This is a genomic window from Streptomyces sp. NPDC038135, assembly GCF_055601245.1.
In genome coordinates, this window is record NZ_JBVJXS010000008.1 from 427,123 (window position 1) to 446,198 (window position 19,076).

General features: G+C 73.5%; 15 protein-coding genes and 2 pseudogenes. 6 read left to right on the top strand and 11 right to left on the bottom strand.

Annotated features, from left to right (window positions below):
• Positions 1 to 46 precede the first annotated feature (46 nt).
• Both ACZ7JA_RS24785 and ACZ7JA_RS24790 read right to left on the bottom strand, forming a co-directional pair.
• Positions 47 to 1,687 (bottom strand): ABC-F family ATP-binding cassette domain-containing protein, encoded by a 1,641-nt coding sequence (locus ACZ7JA_RS24785; protein WP_389453126.1) that lies wholly within the window; start codon positions 1,685 to 1,687, stop codon positions 47 to 49.
• A 61-nt stretch (positions 1,688 to 1,748) separates the two neighbouring features.
• Complete coding sequence (locus ACZ7JA_RS24790) at positions 1,749 to 2,774, bottom strand: oxidoreductase (protein WP_470810485.1); 1,026 nt, start codon at positions 2,772 to 2,774, stop codon at positions 1,749 to 1,751.
• Positions 2,775 to 2,864: 90 nt separating this feature from the next.
• Between ACZ7JA_RS24790 and ACZ7JA_RS24795 the strand changes: the two are divergent.
• Together ACZ7JA_RS24795 and ACZ7JA_RS24800 are read left to right on the top strand one after the other, a co-directional pair.
• Positions 2,865 to 3,787: pseudogene (locus ACZ7JA_RS24795) on the top strand (FAD-dependent oxidoreductase).
• Positions 3,736 to 4,194, top strand: a complete 459-nt coding sequence (locus ACZ7JA_RS24800; protein ID WP_470810487.1) for a thioesterase family protein — start codon at positions 3,736 to 3,738, stop codon at positions 4,192 to 4,194. The pseudogene ACZ7JA_RS24795 and the gene ACZ7JA_RS24800 overlap by 52 nt, the downstream one beginning before the upstream one ends.
• Positions 4,195 to 4,240: 46 nt before the next feature.
• Here the strand turns inward: ACZ7JA_RS24800 and ACZ7JA_RS24805 are convergent, their stop codons facing one another.
• Positions 4,241 to 6,190, bottom strand: a complete 1,950-nt coding sequence (locus ACZ7JA_RS24805) for a Xaa-Pro dipeptidyl-peptidase (protein WP_470810490.1) — start codon at positions 6,188 to 6,190, stop codon at positions 4,241 to 4,243.
• Positions 6,191 to 6,362: 172 nt separating this feature from the next.
• Here ACZ7JA_RS24805 and ACZ7JA_RS24810 point away from each other — a divergent pair, with 172 nt between their 5' ends.
• On the top strand, positions 6,363 to 7,856 hold the full coding sequence (locus ACZ7JA_RS24810) for a M1 family metallopeptidase (RefSeq protein WP_470810492.1): 1,494 nt from the start codon (positions 6,363 to 6,365) through the stop codon (positions 7,854 to 7,856).
• 12 nt (positions 7,857 to 7,868) lie between these two features.
• Here ACZ7JA_RS24810 and ACZ7JA_RS24815 read toward each other — a convergent pair whose 3' ends face one another.
• Both ACZ7JA_RS24815 and ACZ7JA_RS24820 read right to left on the bottom strand, forming a co-directional pair.
• A complete protein-coding gene (locus ACZ7JA_RS24815) occupies positions 7,869 to 8,813 on the bottom strand; it encodes a PfkB family carbohydrate kinase (protein WP_470810494.1) in 945 nt (314 codons plus the stop codon).
• A gap of 133 nt (positions 8,814 to 8,946) precedes the next feature.
• Positions 8,947 to 10,413: an amino acid permease gene (locus ACZ7JA_RS24820; protein WP_351668244.1), complete on the bottom strand. Its 1,467-nt coding sequence runs from the start codon at positions 10,411 to 10,413 to the stop codon at positions 8,947 to 8,949.
• 210 nt (positions 10,414 to 10,623) lie between these two features.
• Between ACZ7JA_RS24820 and ACZ7JA_RS24825 the strand changes: the two genes are divergently transcribed.
• Entirely contained in the window at positions 10,624 to 11,334 is a 711-nt protein-coding gene (locus tag ACZ7JA_RS24825) for a MerR family transcriptional regulator (protein ID WP_389301209.1), read from the top strand.
• Here the strand turns inward: ACZ7JA_RS24825 and ACZ7JA_RS24830 are convergent.
• The 3 genes from ACZ7JA_RS24830 to ACZ7JA_RS24840 form a co-directional block, all read right to left on the bottom strand.
• Positions 11,329 to 13,509 (bottom strand): 3-hydroxyacyl-CoA dehydrogenase NAD-binding domain-containing protein, encoded by a 2,181-nt coding sequence (locus tag ACZ7JA_RS24830; RefSeq protein ID WP_470810497.1) that lies wholly within the window; start codon positions 13,507 to 13,509, stop codon positions 11,329 to 11,331. The genes ACZ7JA_RS24825 and ACZ7JA_RS24830 overlap by 6 nt on opposite strands.
• Positions 13,510 to 13,551: 42 nt before the next feature.
• Positions 13,552 to 14,766, bottom strand: a complete 1,215-nt coding sequence (locus tag ACZ7JA_RS24835; protein ID WP_389301203.1) for an acetyl-CoA C-acetyltransferase — start codon at positions 14,764 to 14,766, stop codon at positions 13,552 to 13,554.
• A gap of 83 nt (positions 14,767 to 14,849) precedes the next feature.
• Positions 14,850 to 16,001: a CaiB/BaiF CoA transferase family protein gene (locus tag ACZ7JA_RS24840; RefSeq protein ID WP_351668236.1), complete on the bottom strand. Its 1,152-nt coding sequence runs from the start codon at positions 15,999 to 16,001 to the stop codon at positions 14,850 to 14,852.
• A 205-nt stretch (positions 16,002 to 16,206) separates the two neighbouring features.
• Here ACZ7JA_RS24840 and ACZ7JA_RS24845 point away from each other — a divergent pair, with 205 nt between their 5' ends.
• Complete coding sequence (locus ACZ7JA_RS24845) at positions 16,207 to 17,385, top strand: saccharopine dehydrogenase family protein (RefSeq protein WP_389301200.1); 1,179 nt, start codon at positions 16,207 to 16,209, stop codon at positions 17,383 to 17,385.
• A gap of 43 nt (positions 17,386 to 17,428) precedes the next feature.
• On the opposite strand, the pseudogene mmpA reads toward ACZ7JA_RS24845, so the two are convergent.
• Together mmpA and ACZ7JA_RS24855 are read right to left on the bottom strand one after the other, a co-directional pair.
• Positions 17,429 to 17,572 (bottom strand): annotated as a pseudogene (gene mmpA, locus ACZ7JA_RS24850) (morphogenic membrane protein MmpA); the annotation flags it as partial.
• 48 nt (positions 17,573 to 17,620) lie between these two features.
• Complete coding sequence (locus ACZ7JA_RS24855) at positions 17,621 to 18,322, bottom strand: endonuclease V (protein WP_404027051.1); 702 nt, start codon at positions 18,320 to 18,322, stop codon at positions 17,621 to 17,623.
• A gap of 60 nt (positions 18,323 to 18,382) precedes the next feature.
• Here ACZ7JA_RS24855 and ACZ7JA_RS24860 point away from each other — a divergent pair, with 60 nt between their 5' ends.
• Positions 18,383 to 18,679, top strand: a complete 297-nt coding sequence (locus tag ACZ7JA_RS24860) for a YciI family protein (RefSeq protein WP_351668228.1) — start codon at positions 18,383 to 18,385, stop codon at positions 18,677 to 18,679.
• A gap of 10 nt (positions 18,680 to 18,689) precedes the next feature.
• On the opposite strand, the gene ACZ7JA_RS24865 is transcribed toward ACZ7JA_RS24860, so the two are convergent.
• Entirely contained in the window at positions 18,690 to 19,028 is a 339-nt protein-coding gene (locus ACZ7JA_RS24865; RefSeq protein WP_351668226.1) for a plasmid stabilization protein, read from the bottom strand.
• Positions 19,029 to 19,076: the final 48 nt, after the last annotated feature.

The window sequence follows — 19,076 nt, forward strand, 5'->3', positions numbered from 1 at the left end:
CGGAAGGGGCCGGAGCCGATCGGCTCCGGCCCCTCTCGGCACGCTCCTAGCGTTCGGTCACCTTGCCGTCGGCCACTTCCAGCCGACGGTTCACCCGGACCGCGTCGAGCATCCGGCGGTCGTGCGTGACCAGGAGCAGCGTGCCCTCGTAGGCGTCGAGTGCCGACTCGAGCTGCTCGATGGCGGGCAGGTCGAGGTGGTTCGTCGGCTCGTCGAGGACGAGGAGGTTGACGCCCCGGCCCTGGAGCAGCGCCAGGGCGGCGCGGGTGCGCTCGCCCGGGGAGAGGGTCGCGGCCGGACGCAGCACGTGGCCGGCCTTCAGGCCGAACTTGGCGAGCAGGGTGCGGACCTCGCCGGGCTCGGTGTCGGGGACGGCCGCACAGAAGGCGTCGAGCAGCGCCTCGGGGCCGTGGAAGAGACCGCGGGCCTGGTCCACCTCGCCGACCAGGACGCCCGAGCCGAGGGCCGCGTGCCCGGAGTACGGCGGGACCCGGCCCAGAAGCGCCGCGAGCAGCGTGGACTTGCCCGCTCCGTTGGCTCCGGTGACCGCGATCCGGTCCGCCCAGTCGATCTGGAGCGACACGGGTCCGAGGGTGAAGCCGCCGCGCCGGACCTCGGCGTCGCGCAGGGTCGCCACGACCGCCCCGGACCGCGGGGCGGCCGCGATCTCCATCCGCAGCTCCCACTCCTTGCGCGGCTCCTCGACGACCTCCAGGCGCTCGATCATGCGCTGGGTCTGCCGGGCCTTGGCGGCCTGCTTCTCGCTGGCCTCGCTGCGGAACTTGCGGCCGATCTTGTCGTTGTCGCCGCCGGCCTTGCGCCGGGCGTTCTTCACGCCCTTGTCCATCCAGGAGCGCTGCATCTGCGCGCGGTCCTGGAGCGCGCCCCGCTTGTCGGCGTACTCCTCGTACTCCTCGCGGGCGTGCCGGCGGGCGACGTCGCGCTCCTCCAGGTAGGCCTCGTAGCCGCCGCCGTAGAGGTTGATCCGCCCCTGCGCCAGGTCCAGTTCGAGGACCTTGGTGACGGTGCGGGCGAGGAACTCGCGGTCGTGGCTGACGACCACGGTGCCCGCGCGCAGGCCGGTGACGAAGCGCTCCAGGCGTTCCAGGCCGTCCAGGTCCAGGTCGTTGGTCGGCTCGTCCAGGAGGAAGACGTCGTAGCGGGAGAGGAGGAGGGAGGCGAGACCGGCGCGGGCCGCCTGGCCGCCGGACAGCGACGTCATCGGCTGGTCGAGGCCGACCGCGAGGCCGAGCGAGTCGGCCACCTCCGCGGCGCGCTCCTCCAGGTCGGCGCCGCCGAGGTCGAGCCAGCGCTCCAGGCTCGCCGCGTAGGCGTCGTCGGCGCCGGGTGCGCCGTCGACCAGCGCCTGGGTGGCCTCGTCCATCGTCCGCTGTGCCTCGGCGACGCCGGTGCGGCGGGCCAGGAACTCGCCGACGGTCTCCCCCGGCCTGCGCTCCGGCTCCTGCGGCAGGTGGCCGACGGTCGCGGTCGGCGGGGAGAGCCGCAGTTCGCCCTGCTCGGGCGGGATCAGGCCGGCGAGCAGGCGCAGCAGCGTGGACTTGCCGGCGCCGTTGACACCGACGAGACCGATCACGTCGCCGGGTGCGACGACGAGGTCGAGCCCGGCGAAGAGGGAGCGGTCGCCGTGCCCGGCGGCGAGGTTCTTGGCGACGAGGGTGGCAGTCATCAGAGAGCCGATCCTAATGTCCCGGGCGGCCCGCTCTCCGCGCGGTTCCCCGCCGTGGGCCTCAGCCGCTCACCGGCCGCACCAGTACGCTCCCCGCGGTCCGGGCCACCACGAACGACTCCCCCCTGACCGACTCGGGGTCCAGCGGGACGCGGTGCCGCCCGGGCTCCAGGACGCCGTCGAAGACGTCCCGGACGCGGGTGCGGCGCAGCCGGTCGAGGCGGTACGCGGTCACCCGGACCCGGCAGGCGGAGGTCACCTCGATCTCGGCCGCGCCGCCGGCGGCGGTCAGGGAGGCGATCCGGCGCGGCAGCGGGCCGCGGTGCAGGGCCTGCTCGATCTGGGCGACGAGCAGCGGGACGATCGGGGCCAGGCCGTCCACCCGGGCGACCGCCACCCCGGCACGCTCGAACGCGTCCATGACGGAGGTTCGCCGCGCCTCGCCCACGGCACGGCCGAAGGCGACCGCGCCGTAGCCGCGCAGTTCCTCGGCGGGCACGCCGGCGGCGTCCTGGGTGATGTCGGCGCCGATGCCGATGGCGCGCAGCGCGGCGGCCAGCCGGGCGAGCACGGCGACGCGCGCGCCGATCAGCAGCACCCGGCGGCGGGCCGCGGACGGGCCGACGGTGTCCTGGACCAGGGCGGCGAGTGCGGCCCGGTACTCGGCGCCGCGGAACCGGAACGGCCCCGTCCCGTGGTACCCGTTGCGTTCCAGGTCGGCGTGTTCACCGGTCTGCCAGGCGAAGTCCCGCCAGACGTAGTCCTCGCCGTCCCGCTCGATGACCGCGGTCACCGCGCCACAGGCCAGGTCGGCGCACTCGGGGCAGCCGTAGAGCACGAACCGGCCGCCGGGCAGCGGGGGTTCGGTCTCCCGCAGCAGGCCGCGCACCTGCTCGGTGAAGATGGCCGGGGGGACGTCGGAGGCGAGCGGGGAGACGGCGTCCAGGTCGGAGAGCAGGAACAGCAGGGGACGGCCGTCGACGACGAAGTCCACGAAGTCGCGGTGGAGCTCGTAGCCGCCGTCGGCGAGGACACCGCCGGCGCGGGTCGCCGGTGCCAGGCCGAAGGTCGCGTATGCGGCAGACATGCTGTGAGTATTCCCACACGGGGAGGGGTGTGAGCGCTGCGTGGCGCCTTCGCTTAGCGTCGGGGTGTGAAGCGCGAGTCGAGTGACGAAGTGATCGTGGTCGGCGGCGGGGTCGCCGGGCTGACGACCGCCGTGGTGCTGGCCGAGTCCGGGCGCCGGTGCGCGTGTGGGCCCGCGAGCCCGCCGAACGCACGACCTCGGCGGTGGCCGGCGGACTGTGGTGGCCGTACCGGATCGAACCCGAACCGCTGGTCGGCGCCTGGGCGCTGGAGTCGCTCGCCGTGTACGAGGAGCTGGCGGCCCGTCCGGGCGAGACGGGCGTACGCCTGGTCGAGGGCGTACACGCGGGGACGCGGCTGGACGGGCTGGGCGCCTGGGCGGGCCGGGTGCCCGGGCTGCGGGCGGTGCCCGAGGGGCTGGCGGCGCGGCTGCCGGTGATCGACATGCCGGCCCATCTGGCCTGGCTGCGGGAGCGGTTGGCGAAGGCGGGCGGCACGGTCGAGGAGCGGGAGGTCACCGACCTGGCGGCCGCGCCCGCCGGTGCGGTGGTCAACTGCACCGGTCTGGGCTCCCGTTCGCTGGTGCCGGACCCTGCGGTGCGCCCGGTGCGCGGGCAGCTCGTGGTGGTGGAGAACCCGGGGGTCACCACCTGGTACACCTCCGTCGACCACTCCTCCGCCGCCTCGGTCTACTTCATCCCGCAGCCCGGTGTGCTGCTGCTCGGCGGCACGGCGGAGGAGGGCGACTGGTCGCTGGAGCCGGATCCCGCGACCGCCGGGGCGATCGTCGCCCGGTGCGCGGAGATCCGCCCGGAGATCGCCGGTGCGCGGATCCTGGCGCACCGGGTGGGTCTGCGGCCCGCCCGGGACGCGGTACGTCTGGAACGGCGGTCGCTGCCGGACGGACGGCCGCTGGTGCACAACTACGGCCACGGCGGGGCGGGGATCACGGTGGCCTGGGGGTGCGCCCGCGAGGCGGCGGGGCTGGTGGCGGCGGGCCAGGGCCCTTCCTAAGGCCCCCCCGGCGCGCGCCGCTCCGCGTCCCGCGTCCGGCCGGCGCGCCGTCCATCGACGTCCGCCGCACGCCTCCGCCGCGCAGGGGCCGCACGCAGGCCTGGATCTCCTCCCCCGTCGGTCTGGTCGCCGGGGAGCCCAGCACCCCGCTCGCCTCGTATGTCGCGCTCGTGGACACCGCCAACGGCATCGCCGTCCAGCAGGACCCCGAGCACTGGATGTTCCCCAACCTGGACCTGACGATCCATCTCCACCGCGCGCCCCGAGGGCCCTGGACCGGCCTGGACACCACCGTCACGTTCGGTCCGTCCGGGCAGGGCCTGACCAGCAGCGTGCTGCACGACGTCGACGGGCCGGTGGGCCACGCCGAGCAGATCCTCACCGTCCGTCCCCAGCCCGCCGGCTGACCCCGGCAGGCGGCCGGGCCCGCGGTGGGCCCGGCCGCCGGGGGGGTCAGGGCGCGGGGATGTGCGCGGTCAGGTCCGGTGTGCCGACGCCGGTCAGCCGCCGAGGGGCGGGCGCCGCGGCCGTGGCGCCCGCGGTGGCGTCGGCGAACGCCGCCGTGCCTCCGGTCAGCGGGAGCCCGGCCGACGTGCGGGACAGGTCGAGGGTGAGGGACGGCCGGGTGGACGGCGGGTCGATGAGGTCCTTGTCCGTGCCGGCGATGATCAGCGCCAGTCGGTGGCCGCGGGGGACGACGTGGTCGGTGGCCGCCAGGTCCAGGGTCATCGTGACGGCCTTGCCCGGTGTGAGCGGGACGCCCTTGCCGAGCGAGGCGTGGTGGCCGAGGTCGGCCCAGCCCCGGCTGAACACCGTGTAGTCGGTCCGGACCGTCCTGGCCGCGGTCTTCCGGAAGCAGGCGCTGTCCCCGGGTGTGCTCGCGCCCCAGCAGGTGCGGTCGGTGAGCGTGGTGATGCCCTCGGCCGCGTCGGCGTAGTCGCGGACGGTGTCCGGGCCGAGGTCCACCAGGACGGCGGACAGGTGGGCCGAGGCGGTGGTCGGGGTGGCGGTGACGGTCACCCGGGAGGAGCCGGACAGGCGCAGGTCGCGGGTGAGCGGTGCGGTGAGGAAGCCGGCCTTCTCGGGGGTCGGGGTGGTGAGCCGGGCGGCCCAGTCGGTCTCGCTCAGCGCGGGGTCGTCGGTGAAGGTCTCGGTGCCGGCGGCCCGGCGCAGGCCCAGGGTGCCGACGCCCGCGTGCGCGCCGGGGGCTGGGCGCAGGGTGGTGGTCCGGGTGCCGTGCGGCGGCCAGGACCTGGAGGTGACCCACTGGTCGGGGTGGCGTTCGACGTCGGCCATCGGCTCGCGGTCGACGCCGTTGTCGTAGCCGAGGAGCTCGTGGTCGAACCAGCGGTGCAGGGTGTCGACCCAGGCGCCGCGCCGGTAGTCGAAGGGGTCGACGTGCCCGGTCTGGGAGAGCCAGATCTTGCGCTCGACGCCGTGCTTCGCCAGCGCGTCCCACCACTGGCCGAAGTGCTTGGTGCGCACGTTGAGGTCCTGCATGCCGTGCGCGAGGAACACGCTCGCGCGGACCCGGGCCGCGTCCTTCACGTAGTCGCGTTCGGTCCACAGCGGGGTCCAGTCGCCGCTCGGCGGGCTGCCGTCGGCGAGCTTCTTCCGGACGGCCGCGCAGGCCGCGTGCGCGGCGTCGCTCTCGACGTAGCCGGCCAGTTCGTCGGGGCCGCCGTCGTACAGCGGGGCGCCCTGGGCGAAGTAGTAGTCGTACCAGGAGGAGATGGCGCTGATCGGGACGATCGTCCGCAGGCCGCGTACGCCGGTGGCGGCGACTCCGTTGGCGATGGTGCCGTCCCAGCTCTTGCCGATCATGCCGGTTCTGCCGTTGGTCCAGCTCGCCCTGACCGTCGTGGAGCCGGTGCGGGTCGTGTAGGCCCTGGCCCGGCCGTTCAGCCAGTCGATCACGGCCTTGGCGGACTGGATCTCGGAGCGGCCGCCGACGTCGACGCAGCCGTCGGACCGGTTGGTGCCGGTCAGGTCGACGCCGACGAAGGCGTAGCCCCTGGGCACGAAGTAGTTGTCGTAGAACAGCGGCATCTGGACGACGCGGCCCTGCGCGTCGTACGTCTTGAGCTGGCTCTCGTTGCCGCGTCCGCAGCAGGAGTAGTACGGGCTGGCGTCCATGATGACCGGCACCTTGCGGCCCAGGCGGGCCGGTTCGGAGGGCCGGACGATGTCGGCGGCCACCCGGTCGGTCCGTCCGTCGCGGTCCGCGTCGAGGCCGGTGTCCACCCACACGGCCTCGCGGACGGCGTGTGCGTAGGAGTAGACGGGCCGGCTCTCGCGCGGCGCGGCGTGGGCGCCGGACGGGGTGAGGAGGGCGGCCGTCAGGGCTGCGACGGCAGCGGTCGCGAGCGTTCTCCAGGTCGTGAAGCGCGTGCGTGTCGGCATGGGCGGACGGTACCCCCGTCAACTCCCGTGCAGAAGAGGGCTTTACGGCAGCCGGGTGGCGTATTGCGGCCGAATGGCGATCGTGTGACGGCAGGTGCCATGGACAGGCCGGGGGCCACAGCGACTGAATAGGCTCCGAACAGACTTCCTGTCCCCAAGACTTGGAGCTGACGTGCACCGCAGAATCCTCGCGCCGGGCGCACTGGCGGCGGCCTCCCTCCTGCTGGCGATCCCGGCATCGGCCGCGAACCACGCCCCGGGCGCGCCGGGCATCGGCGACCCCTACTACCCGAACTACGGCAACGGCGGCTACGACGTCTCGCACTACGACCTGCGGCTGCGGTACCAGCCGGGGACGGACGAGCTGCGGGGCACCGCGACCGTCCTGGCGCGGACCACGCAGGACCTGTCCAGCTTCGACCTGGACTTCCTGCTGGACGTGAGCGAGGTACGGGTCAACGGCAGCAGGGCGGCCTTCACCAGGTCGGGCGAGCACGAACTCGTCGTCACGCCGGCGAAGCCGCTGGCGAAGGGCGCACCGCTCACCGTCGTGGTCCGCTACAACGGGGTGCCGTCGGCGAAGAGCGCCTACGGGTTCACCACGTGGCACCGCACCCCGGACGGCGCGGTGGCCGCCGACGAGCCGGAGGCGGCCTGGTGGTGGTTCCCGAGCAACGACCACCCCAGCGACAAGGCCACCTACGACGTGTCGGTGGCCGTGCCCGACGGCACGCAGGCCATCTCCAACGGCACGCTGCAGTCGACCGTCTCGAAGCTCGGCTGGACCACCTACAACTGGCGGCAGAACAAGCCGCAGGCGACCTATCTGGCCACGCTCGCCCTCGGGAGGTTCGACATCACCACCGGCACCTCCGACGGCGGGGTGCCGGTCCTCAACGCCTACAGCAAGGACCTCGGCGACAACGACGGCGCCGCGCGCGCGAGCGTGGAGCGCACCGGTGAGCTCGTGGACTGGCTGAGCGGCTATTTCGGGCCGTACCCGTTCTCCTCGGCCGGCGGCTACGTGCCCAACACCACCACCGGGTACGCGCTGGAGACGCAGACCCGGGTCTACTACAGCCCGAAGCAGTTCGCGGGCGGCTCCAACACCTCGGTGGTCGTGCACGAGCTGGCGCACCAGTGGTACGGCGACGACGTGTCGCTGAAGGGCTGGAAGGACATCTGGATCAACGAGGGCTTCGCCCGCTACGCCCAGTGGCTGTGGTCGGAGCACGAGGGCGAGGGCACCACGCGGGAACTCGCCGACTACGTGTACGCCTCCCACCCGGCCGACGACGCCTTCTGGACGGTCGCGCCCGGTGACCCGGGCCCGGACCACCAGTTCGACGCCGCCGTCTACGACCGGGGCGCGCTCGCCATCCAGGCGCTGCGCGAGGAGATCGGCGACGACGCGTTCTTCGCCGTGCTGAAGGGCTGGCCGAAGGAGCACGCGTACGGCAACGCGTCGGTGGCGGACTTCCATAAGTACGCCGAGCGGGTGTCGGGCAGGCCGCTGGCCGCGCTGTTCGACACCTGGCTGTTCCAGCCGTCGAAGCCGGCCGCGCCCGCGGCCCGCGCGGCGTCGCTCGCCGGAGCGGGCGCGGACGTGACGCGGCCCCGGTCGTGGAAGCGGATCGAGGCGACGAACGACGTGCACGGGCACTGACGCCCGCACGGCTCACGCCGTGACGGCGGCCATCCGCTCGACGAGGGCGTCGAGGCGCATCGGTTCGGCGCGGGTGGCCGGGACGGTGCAGGCGTGGGCGCCTGCGACCGCCCCGTACCGGGCGCAGCGCAGGGGCGGCTCGCCGGCGAGCCGGCCGTAGAGGAACGCGGCCGCGAAGGCGTCGCCCGCGCCGTTGGAGTCGACCACCGGCGCGGGCGGGGCCACCGCCAGGATACGGGTCAGCTCGCCGTCGGCCAGCAGATACGCGCCCTCGGCCCCGGCGGTGGCGACGACGACCTCGGCCCGGCCCCGCTCGGCGATGCGCCGTACGGTCCGCTCGGGGTCGGCCAGCGCGGCCGCGGACAGGAAGACGACGTCCGCCGCGAGCGCGAACGGCTCGTGGTAGGGGTTCTCGCCGTCCCAGTCGTGCAGGTCGGTGGACAGGGGCACGCCGGTCTCGGCCAGCACGGGCAGGGCCTGGGCGCAGGGCTGGGTGATGGTGACGTGGACGTGCCGGCTCGCCGTGGCGAGCGCGCGCAGCGTGTCCTCGGGGAAGCGGTCGCCGGGGTGGGCGCGGCTCGTGTCGTACAGGGACAGCCGCCGGCCGTCCGGGCCGACGAGGTTGACCGCCCGCTTGGTCCCGGCGGGGCCGGGCAGCGCGGTGAGCCCGATGCCGCGCTCCCGGTGCAGGGCGCGCACGAGGTCGCCCTCCGGATCGTCGCCGATCAGGTCCAGGTGGTGGGTGCGCAGGCCCAGGGCGTCCAGTCCCAGGGCCATGAAGTCGCCGGTCTGGCCGGCCCGGGTGCGGATGCCGGAGTCGATCCCGTAGCTGTCGGCGTACGGCAGCGGCAGCTCCGGGACGTACACGATCGTGTCCACCCCGGCCCCGCCCAGCACGAGCACGTCGATCGCGCCGGCCGCTCCGGCGGCTGAGGCCGCTTCGGTCTGCGAGGTCATCCCCCACCCTCCCCGTGGTCGTGCACCGTCGGACCGCAGCCTATGCGGGGCACGTGCACGGGGACACCGGGTTCGATCACTTCCCCGGCGGGACCGCTCGGTACGGGCCGAGCGGTCCCGCCTGGGCCGGCCGCTACTTCGCCGGCCCGGACAGTTCCCGCTCCGCGTCGCGGGTCACGCGGCGGCGGACGCCGAACCAGCCGGCGACCAGGAGGACGGCGATCAGGGGGATCAGCAGAAGGGTCTTGCGGCCGACTTCGGGGTCGTTCCACATCATGCCGAGGCAGGCCAGCAGGAAGGCGATCGTGGCGATCTCGGCGACCGGGCTGAACTTGAGCTGGAAGTGCGGCCGGGTGACCAGGCCCGCGCGGGCGCGGCGGACGAAGATCAGGTGGCAGACCATGATGATCACCCAGGTGCTGATGATGCCGAGGGAGGCGACGTTCAGCACGATCTCGAAGGCCTGGCTGGGCACCAGGTAGTTCAGGCCGACGCCGAGCACGCAGACCGCGCAGGTGAGCAGGATGCCGCCGTAGGGCACCTGGCTGCGGTTCATGCGGGCGGTGAACTTCGGCGCCGAGCCGGCCGTGGCCATCGAGCGCAGGATGCGGCCGGTGGAGTACAGGCCGGAGTTGAGCGAGGACATGGCGGCGGTCAGCACGACCAGGTTCATCACGTCGCCGGCCGCGGGGACGCCGATCTTCGACAGCACGGTGACGAACGGGCTCTGGTCGGCGGAGTACACCGAGCCGGGCAGCAGCAGGGCGAGCAGCACGACGGAGCCGACGTAGAACAGGGCGACGCGCCACATGATCGAGTTCACCGCGCGCGGGACGACCTTCTCCGGCTCGGCGGTCTCGCCGGCGGCGACGCCGACCAGCTCGAGGGCGGCGTACGCGAAGATCACGCCCTGCATGACCAGGACGACCGGCATCATGCCCTGCGGCATGATGCCGCCGTGGTCGGTGATGACGCTCAGGCCCGGCTTCTCGCCGCCGACCTCGTGCTGGGTGGCGAGCAGGAAGATGCCGACGAACATGAAGCTCACCAGGGTCGCGACCTTGATGATCGCGAACCAGAACTCCATCTCGCCGAAGATCTTCACCGAGATCAGGTTCACCGCCAGCACCACCGCGAGGGCGATCAGCGCCAGCACCCACTGCGGGATGGCCGTGAACAGGCTCCAGTAGTGGGTGTACAGCGCGATCGCGGTGATGTCGGCGATGCCGGTGGTCGACCAGTTCAGGAAGTACATCCAGCCGGCGACGTAGGCGCCCTTCTCGCCGAGGAACTCGCGCGCGTAGCTCACGAAGGAGCCGGAGGACGGGCGGTACAGGACCAGCTCGCCGAGGGCCCGGACGACGAAGAAGGCGAAGACGCCGCAGACCAGGTAGGCCAGGGCGAGTGCCGGGCCGGCGGTGTGCAGGCGGCCGCCGGCGCCCAGGAAGAGTCCGGTGCCGATGGCTCCGCCGATGGCGATCATGTTGACGTGGCGGGCCTTGAGGTCCTTGCTGTAACCGGCGTCGCCCGCGTCCGCGGGGATCCGGTCCGCCTGGGGGCGGGCGGTGGCCTGTGCCGATTCCACGGCTTCCTTGCTCACGGGTGGTTCCACTTCCTGGTGCGCCCGGGCCTCGTGGGTCCGGGGTTCGTGCAGGTCCTGGCCCGCACCACCCTTGTGTCGCGGTACAGACCAAGGCAGCAGCTTCCCAGGGAGGTCACCCTCCATGCGATGGCCCATGTCACACCGGGGCACTTCTCACATGGTCGGCACATGTTTCACACCATTGGTGAGACAGCGATACTGCTGCACATGACGACGGACGCCACGACGGGGGACGCGGAGCCGGCCCTCACCATCGACGAGCTGGCCGCGCGGGCGGGCGTCACGGTCCGCACCGTCCGCTTCTACGGCAGCCGGGGACTGCTCCCGCCGCCGGAGATCGGCCCGCGGCGGGTGGGGCACTACGGCCCCGGGCACGTGGCGCGGCTGGCCCTGATCGAGGAGCTTCAGCAGCAGGGCATGACCCTGGCGGCGATCGAGCGGTACCTGCGCCGGCTGCCGCCCGACCTGAGCCCGCACGACCTGGCCATCCACCGGGCGGTGGTCGCGTCCTGGGCGCCGGAGGCCGCGGAGCGGGTGTCCCGCCGGGAGCTGGAGCGGCGGGCGGGGCGGCCGCTCACGTCCGGGGACCTGGAGCGGCTCGCCGCGATGGACGTCCTGCGCCAGGAGGACGAGGACGCCTACCGGGTCGACGCCGGGCTGTTCCGGCTCGGCCTGCGGCTGCTGGACGTGCCGCTGTCGCAGGAGGCGATCCTCGCGGCGCGCAAGGTGCTCGTCGAGCACTCGCGCGCCGCGGCCCGCGAGCTGGCCCAGCTCTTCCGCGGCGAGGTGGCGGAGCGCGACGCCCGGGACGTGCAGTCCCTGTCGGAGCACATGCACCCGCTGGTGGTGCAGGCGCTGCTGTCGACGTTCCAGCGCTCGCTGCGGGAAGAGCTGAGCGAGTGGCTCACCGGGTCATGAGCGGGGGTCGGCGAACCGCTCCCCCTTCTCGGCCTTGGCCACCAGCAGCGCGGGCGGGGTGAACCGCTCGCCGTAGCGCTCGGCGAGCTCACGCGCGCGTGCCACGAAGCCGGGCAGGCCGCCCTCGTAGCCGTTGATGTACTGGAGCACACCGCCGGTCCAGCCCGGGAAGCCGATGCCGAGGATCGAGCCGATGTTGGCGTCGGCGACCGACGTCAGCACGCCCTCCTCCAGGAGCCGCACGGTGTCGAGCGCCTCGGCGAAGAGCATCCGCTCCTGCATGTCCCGGAACGGGATCTCGTGCCCGGCCTTCGTGAAGTGCTCGCGCAGGCCCGGCCAGAGCCCGGCCCGCCTGCCGTCCTCCGTGTAGTCGTAGAAGCCGGCGCCGCCGCTGCGCCCGGTGCGGCCGAACTCGTCGACCAGGCGGTCGATGACGGCCTCCGCCGGGTGCGCGGTCCAGGTGCCGCCCGCCTCCTCGACGGCCTTCCTCGACTCGTTGCGGATCTTGCGCGGGAGGGTGAGGGTCAGCTCGTCCATGAGGGAGAGCACCTTGGCCGGGTAGCCGGCCTGGGCGGCGGCCTGTTCCACGGAGGCGGGCTCGACGCCCTCGCCGACCATGGCGACGCCCTCGTTGATGAAGTGGCCGATGACCCGGGAGGTGAAGAAGCCGCGCGAGTCGTTGACGACGATCGGCGTCTTGTTGATCTGCCGGACCAGGTCGAAGGCCCGGGCGAGGGCCTCGTCGCCGGTGCGCTCGCCCTTGATGATCTCGACCAGCGGCATCTTGTCGACGGGCGAGAAGAAGTGCAGCCCGATGAAGTCGCCCTGGCGCTCCACGCCCTCGGCCAGCGCGGTGATGGGCAGGGTGGAGGTGTTCGAGCACAGCAGCGCGTCGGGCGCGACGACGGACTCGATCTCCTGGAAGACCTTGTGCTTGAGCGAGGTGTCCTCGAAGACGGCCTCGATGACCGCGTCGCAGCCCGCGAGGTCGGCCGCCTCGGCGGTCGGCGTGATCCGGGCGAGCAGCGCGTCGGCCTTCTCCTGGCTGGTGCGGCCCCTGGCGACGGCCTTGGCGCACAGCTTCTCGGAGTAGCCCTTGCCCTTGAGGGCCGCCTCCAGGGAGACGTCCTTGAGGACCACCTCCAGCCCCGCGCGGGCGCAGGAGTAGGCGATCCCGGCGCCCATCATCCCGGCGCCCAGGACGGCGACCCTGCGGACCGAGCGGGGCTCGACGCCCTTGGGGCGGTTGGCGCCGGAGTTGACGGCCTGGAGGTCGAAGAAGAACGCCTGGATCATGTTCTTCGAGGTCTGCCCGGCGGCCAGCTCCACGAAGTAGCGGGCCTCGATGACCTGGGCGGTCTCGAAGTCGACCTGGGAACCCTCGACGGCCGCCGCGAGGATGTTGCGCGGGGCCGGGTAGGGGGCGCCGTTGGTCTGCTTGCGCAGGGTGGCCGGGAAGGCGGGCAGGTTGGCGGCGAACTTCGGGTTGGCGGGCGTGCCGCCCGGGATCCGGTAGCCGGGCCGGTCCCAGGGCTGCCGCGACTCGGGGTTGGCGTCGATGAAGGCGCGGGCCTTGGCGAGCAGTTCCTCGGGGGTGGCGGCGACCTCGTGGACCAGGCCGTTCTCCTGGGCGCGGCGCGCGTTGTACTGCTGCCCCTGCAGGAGCACCTTGAGCAGCGCGTCGGCGATGCCCAGCAGCCGTACGGTGCGTACGACGCCGCCTCCGCCGGGGAGCAGGCCGAGGGTGACCTCGGGGCAGCCGATCTTCGTGCCGGAGGTGTCCAGGGCGACGCGGTGGTGGCAGGCGAGGGCGAGTTCGAAGCCGCCGCCGAGGGCCGCGCCGTTGATGGCGGCGACCACCGGCTTGCCGAGGGTCTCGATGCGGCGCAGGTTCCGCTTGATGGCGAGGCCGCCGTCGAACAGGTCCTGCGCGGTCTCCGGGGTGACCCGGATCAGGTCGCGCAGGTCGCCGCCCGCGAAGAAGGTCTTCTTGGCGGAGGTGAGGACGACGCCGCGGATGGAGTCCTTCTCGGCCTCCAGACGGTCGGTGATCGCGGCGAGGGAGTCGCGGAACGCCTGGTTCATGGTGTTCGCGGACTGGTTCGGGTCGTCGAGGACGAGGGTGACGACACCGGTGTCGTCCTGCTCCCAGCGGATGGTCGTGCTCTCGGTCATGGCAGTCGTCTTTCGTTGAGGTCTCGTGATTCCGCGGGGAGTTCAGACGCGCTCGACGATGGTGGCGATGCCCATGCCACCGCCCACGCAGAGGGTGGCCAGGCCGTAGCGCTTGTCCTGGCGCTCCAGCTCGTCGATGAGCGAGCCGAGGATCATGGCGCCGGTCGCGCCGAGCGGGTGGCCCAGCGCGATGGCGCCGCCGTTGACGTTGACCTTGTCCAGGGACAGGCCCATGTCCCTCACGAAGCGCAGCACGACCGCGGCGAACGCCTCGTTGATCTCGACCAGGTCGATGTCGTCGATGGTCAGCCCGGCCTTGGCGAGCGCCTTGCGGGCGGCCGGGGCGGGACCGGTGAGCATGATGGTGGGCTCGGAGCCGGAGACGGCGGCGGAGACGATCCGCGCGCGCGGGGTGAGGCCGTGCCGCTCGCCGACCTCCCTGGAGCCGATCGCGACCAGCGAGGCGCCGTCGACGATGCCGGAGGAGTTGCCCGCGTGGTGGACGTGGTCGATCTTCTCCACCCAGTGGTACTTCTGCAGGGCGACGGCGTCGAAGCCGCCCAGGTCGCCGATGTCCGCGAACGACGGCTTGAGTCCGGCGAGCGAGTCGGCGGTGGTGCCGGGGCGCATGTGCTCGTCGTGGTCGAGGACGACCAGGCCGCTGCGGTCCTTCACGGGGACGACGGAGCGGTCGAAGCGGCCCTCCTTCCAGGCGGTGGCGGCGCGCTCCTGGGACAGGGCGGCGTACTCGTCGACGTCCCGGCGGGAGAAGCCCTCGATGGTGGCGATGAGGTCGGCGCCGATGCCCTGCGGCACGAAGTTGACGGACAGGTTGGTCATCGGGTCGTTGAACCAGGCGCCGCCGTCCGAGGCCATCGGCACCCGGGACATGGACTCCACGCCGCCGGCGAGGACCAGGTCCTCCCAGCCGGAGCGGATCTTGGCCGCGGCGAGGTTGACGGCCTCGAGGCCGGAGGCACAGAAGCGGTTCTCCTGGAGGCCCGCGACGGTGTCCGGCAGCCCGGCGGCGATCGCCGCGATCCTGGCGATGTCGGAGCCCTGGTCGCCGACGGGCCCGACGACGCCGAGCACGATGTCGTCGATCGCGGCCGGGTCGAGGCCCGGGAAGCGGTCGCGGATCTCGTGGATGAGGCCGACGACCAGGTCGATGGGCTTCGTGCCGTGCAGGGCGCCGGTCGCCTTGCCGCGGCCGCGCGGGGTGCGGATCGCGTCGTACACGTACGCTTCGGTGCTCACTGATGTGCCTTTCGGGAGGGTGGGCCGAGCGGGACTCGGTCGCCGAGGGCGGGGTGGGTCGTCGGGTGGCCCGGTGGCCGGGGTCAGGCGCCGTCCGGGTCGAGGTCGTCGTTCACGAGGTCAGGTATGCCCCAGTCCCGCGCCACCGTCCCGGCGCCGGCGCCGGGCAGGGCCGGGCCGGTGCGGACGCCGGTGGGGGTCGCGGAGAAGCGCGGGGCGGGGGCCGGCTGGGTGATGCCGCCGTGGTCGGTGAAGGTGCCGCGGGCGGCCAGGTGCGGATGGTGCGGGGCCTCGCGCAGGGACAGCACCGGGGCCACGCAGGCGTCCGAGCCCTCGAAGCGGGCCGTCCACTCGTCCCGGGTGCGGGACTTGAAGCGGGCGGCGACCTGTTCGCGCAGCTCGCCCCAGCGGCTCCAGTCGTCGTGCGCCGGGGCCAGGTGGTCCAGGTCCAGCAGGTGCAGGAACTCCGCGTAGAACCGGGTCTCCAGGGCGCCCACCGCCATGTGGCCGCCGTCGGCGGTCTCGTAGGTGCCGTAGTACGGGCAGCCGCCGTCCAGCAGGTTGGCGCCGCGCCGGTCCTGCCAGCCGCCGGCGGACAGCATGCCGTGGATCATCGCCGACAGGTGCGCGGCGCCGTCCACGATGGCGGCGTCCACCACCTGGCCGGTGCCGGTGGCGCGCGCGTGGTGCAGGGCGGCCAGGACGCCGACGACCAGGTAGAGGGAGCCGCCCGCGTAGTCTCCGAGGAGGTTGGCGGGGACGGCGGGGGGCTCGCCGGGGCGGCCGATCATGCCGAGGGTGCCGGTGAGGGCGATGTACGTCACGTCGTGGCCGGCGCGGTCGGCGAGGGGGCCGTCCTGGCCCCAGCCGGTCATGCGGCCGTAGACCAGCCGGGGGTTGCGGGCGTGGCACGCGGCGGGGCCGACGCCGAGCCGCTCGGCGACCCCGGGGCGGTAGCCCTCGACGAGGACGTCGGCGCGCTCGACGAGATCGAGCACGCGCGCGGCGCCGTCCGGGGCCTTGAGGTCGACGACGACCGAGCGCTTGTTGCGGTTGGTCACGTCGTGCGCGGGGTCGATGCCGAGGCCGGGGCCGCCCGGCCGGTCCACCCGGACCACGTCGGCGCCGAGGTCGGCGAGGAGCATGGCGGCGAACGGGCCGGGCCCGATGCCGGCCAGTTCGACCACGCGCACACCCGAGAGCGGACCGTGGCCCGGCGTTCCTGCCGTCGTCATGCCGTCCTGCCCCCAAGCCCATGTGACACAACTGATGTAACACCGAGGATGCTAAGAACACGTTCCACTCGGCACAAGACCTGAACGAGCAAGCGCTTAGCCAAGTGCCCGGCGCCGGCATTCCCGGGCTGGTCGTCCGGCTCCGCACCATTCACGCTAGCCTCAGCCACCGACGGCGGCGCGGGCTGCGGAGGCAAGGGGTGACATGAGCAGGCTAAAGAGGACGGATCGTCCCTACGACCTGGTGCTTTTCGGGGCCACCGGCTTCGTCGGCACGCTCACCGCGGAGTACCTCGCGGCACATGCCCCCGAGGATCTGCGCTGGGCGGTCGCGGGCCGGGACGAACTCGCGCTGGAGCGGCTGCGGGCGCGGCTGCCCGGCGGTTCGGGCGTCGGGACGCTCCGCGCGGACGTCCGGGATCCGGCCTCCGTGCGCGCCCTCGCCGGGCACGCGCGCGTGGTGGCCACGACCGTGGGCCCGTACCTGGAGTACGGCGAGGAGCTGGTCGCCGCCTGCGCGGACGCCGGGACCGACTATCTGGACCTCACCGGCGAACCCGAGTTCGTCGACCTGATGTACGTCCGGCACGACGCACGCGCGCGGGAGACCGGCGCCCGGCTGGTGCACGCCTGCGGTTTCGACTCCGTGCCGCACGACCTGGGGGTGCACTTCACGGTGCGGCAGCTGCCCGAGGGCGTGCCGCTGACGGTGGACGGGTTCGTGACGGCCGACGCCACCTTCTCCGGGGGCACCCTGGCCTCCGCGCTGAACCAGTTCGCGCGCGGCGGGCGGATGGCGGCTGCGGCCCGGGAACGCCGGCGGCACGAGCCCCGGCTGCTCGGGCGGCGGGTGTCGGCGCCGGCGGGCGCCCCGCGGTTCGCCCCGGAGGTGGGCGCGTGGGCGCTGCCGCTGCCGACCATCGACCCGCAGATCGTGCGCCGCTCGGCCAAGGCGCTGGAGCGGTACGGCCCTGACTTCCGCTACCGGCACTACGCGGCGGTCCGGCGCCTGCCGATGGCCGCCGGCGGGGCCGCCGCCGTCGGCGCGCTCGCCGCGGCCGCCCAGTTGCCGCCCGCCCGGCGCTGGCTCTCGGACCGGCTCAGGCCCGGCGACGGGCCGAGCGCCGAGAAGCGGGCGCGGAGCTGGTTCCGGGTGCGCTTCGTCGGTGAGGGCGGTGGACGGCGGGTGTTCACCGAGGTCTCCGGCGGCGACCCTGGCTACGACGAGACGGCGAAGATGTTCGCCGAGTCGGCGCTCTGCCTGGCCTTCGACGACCTGCCGCCGACGGCGGGGCAGGTCACCACGGCGGTGGCGATGGGCGACGCGCTCACCGGGCGGCTGCGCGAAGCCGGCATCCGGTTCCGCGTCGCGGCGAGCCGCTGACCGACTGCCGCCAGGGGCCGCCGCACCGAGCCGGCCGGCCCTGGAGGGACCACCGCACCAGGGTGCAGACCATCCCGCAGATCCAGCCGAGCCCGGCGAGCACCGCGAGCACGAGAGCGGCGTTCACCGCCCGCTCGACGGGCCGGTCCGGATCTGCGAGGGGCTTGTGCGCACGGTGCGTCGTCATGCCCCCACCCTGCCGCCCGGCCCGGACCCCGCACATCCGTGCGGCTACTCAGTCCCGGTACTCAGCGACCGCTTCCCTCAGCGCCTTTCTGCACAGGGCGTCCGCGCGGCGGGTCGACTCCGGCAGGCGGTAGCGGGGGGTCAGCGCCAGCGTGTGGGCCAGGGCGTTGTCCAGGGTGGTGCGGTGGCCGACGGACACGAACACCGGTTTGACGTGCGACCGGGTGCGCAGGGCGCGGCCCACCTCCTCGGCGCCGTCGAGGAGCGGGGCGGAGCTGCCGCGGTGGGGACCGGGGTCCTGGTGGGCGAAGGTGAACGGGTTCTTGGCGACGCCGATCGTCGGCAGGCCGGTGAGTACGCCGAGATGGGCGGCGAGGCCGAAACGACGCGGGTGGGCGAGGCCGTAGCCGTCGCACACCACCAGGCCGGGCGGACAGGGCAGGGCGTCGAGGGCGGCGCGTACGGTCGGGATCTCGCGGAAGGCCAGCAGCCCGGGTACGTACGGGAAGGAGACGCGGCCGACGGCGGTGCTCTCGGCGACGACCTCCAGGGTGGCCGCGTCCAGCACGACGGCCGCCGCGGCGACGAGGTCGCGCTCGTCGTCGTAGGCGACGTCGACGCCCGTCACCCGCCCCGATCCGGGCGGCGGCCCGGGCTCGTCGAGCACCACCCTCGCGCGCAGCTCGTCCTGTACGGCGCGGGCCTCGTCCTCGGTCACCGGCCAGTTCGCGGGTACGCCTGCGGTCCTCATGGTGAGCAGGACTGTACGACCCCGGGACGGCCCGGCGGGCGCCGGGGTAGGCTCGCGATCATGTTCGTACTGGAGCTGACGTACACCGCCCCGCTCGAGGACGTGGACGCCGCGCTGCCGGCGCACCGGGCCTGGCTCGACGAGCAGTACGGCAAGGGGTGCTTCCTGGCCTCCGGGCGCAAGGAACCCCGCGACGGCGGAGTGATCCTCGCCGTCGCGGAGAACCGCGCCCGCATCGAGGAGGTCGCCGCGGGCGACCCGTTCGTCGCCGCCGGGGTGTGCGAGTACCGCATCACGGAGTTCCGCGCCACGAAGACGGCTCCGGAGCTGGACCGCCACCGGCAGACGGCGGACTGACCGGAGCCGGTCAGCCCTTCTTGCGGTCCAGCGCGCGCCGCAGCTCGTCCTTGTTCATGTTCGAGCGGCCCTCGATGCCGCGCTGCCTGGCCTCGTTGTAGAGCTGGTCGCGGGTCGGGCCCTGGGGTCCGGTTCGGTTGCCGGACCGCTGGCCGCCGCGCTTACCGGACGACATGTCCTGCGTCGAGCTGCGGCTGGCGGTCTTGGACTCGCCGGAGCGGGCGCGCTCCTTGTTCACGGTCCGGGCGGCGATCTCCTTCGCGCGCCCGGCGCTCTCACCCCGGTCCTGCGCGCTCTCCTTGATGTGCTCGTACTGGCGTTCGCGCTTGGGGCTGGAACCGGCTGGCATGATCGCTCCCTTCCTCTCCTCGCCTGTCTTCGGCGACGGGGGACGAGT

Excerpts from the sequence above, each read along its gene's own strand:
- ACZ7JA_RS24785 (WP_389453126.1), bottom strand. The coding sequence starts at position 1,687 with ATGACTGCCACCCTCGTCGCCAAGAACCTCGCCGCCGGGCACGGCGAC.
- ACZ7JA_RS24790 (WP_470810485.1), bottom strand. The coding sequence starts at position 2,774 with ATGTCTGCCGCATACGCGACCTTCGGCCTGGCACCGGCGACCCGCGCC.
- ACZ7JA_RS24805 (WP_470810490.1), bottom strand. The coding sequence starts at position 6,190 with ATGCCGACACGCACGCGCTTCACGACCTGGAGAACGCTCGCGACCGCT.
- ACZ7JA_RS24815 (WP_470810494.1), bottom strand. The coding sequence starts at position 8,813 with ATGACCTCGCAGACCGAAGCGGCCTCAGCCGCCGGAGCGGCCGGCGCG.
- ACZ7JA_RS24825 (WP_389301209.1), top strand. The coding sequence starts at position 10,624 with ATGACGACGGACGCCACGACGGGGGACGCGGAGCCGGCCCTCACCATC.
- ACZ7JA_RS24830 (WP_470810497.1), bottom strand. The coding sequence starts at position 13,509 with ATGACCGAGAGCACGACCATCCGCTGGGAGCAGGACGACACCGGTGTC.
- ACZ7JA_RS24840 (WP_351668236.1), bottom strand. The coding sequence starts at position 16,001 with ATGACGACGGCAGGAACGCCGGGCCACGGTCCGCTCTCGGGTGTGCGC.
- ACZ7JA_RS24845 (WP_389301200.1), top strand. The coding sequence starts at position 16,207 with ATGAGCAGGCTAAAGAGGACGGATCGTCCCTACGACCTGGTGCTTTTC.
- ACZ7JA_RS24855 (WP_404027051.1), bottom strand. The coding sequence starts at position 18,322 with ATGAGGACCGCAGGCGTACCCGCGAACTGGCCGGTGACCGAGGACGAG.
- ACZ7JA_RS24860 (WP_351668228.1), top strand. The coding sequence starts at position 18,383 with ATGTTCGTACTGGAGCTGACGTACACCGCCCCGCTCGAGGACGTGGAC.
- ACZ7JA_RS24865 (WP_351668226.1), bottom strand. The coding sequence starts at position 19,028 with ATGCCAGCCGGTTCCAGCCCCAAGCGCGAACGCCAGTACGAGCACATC.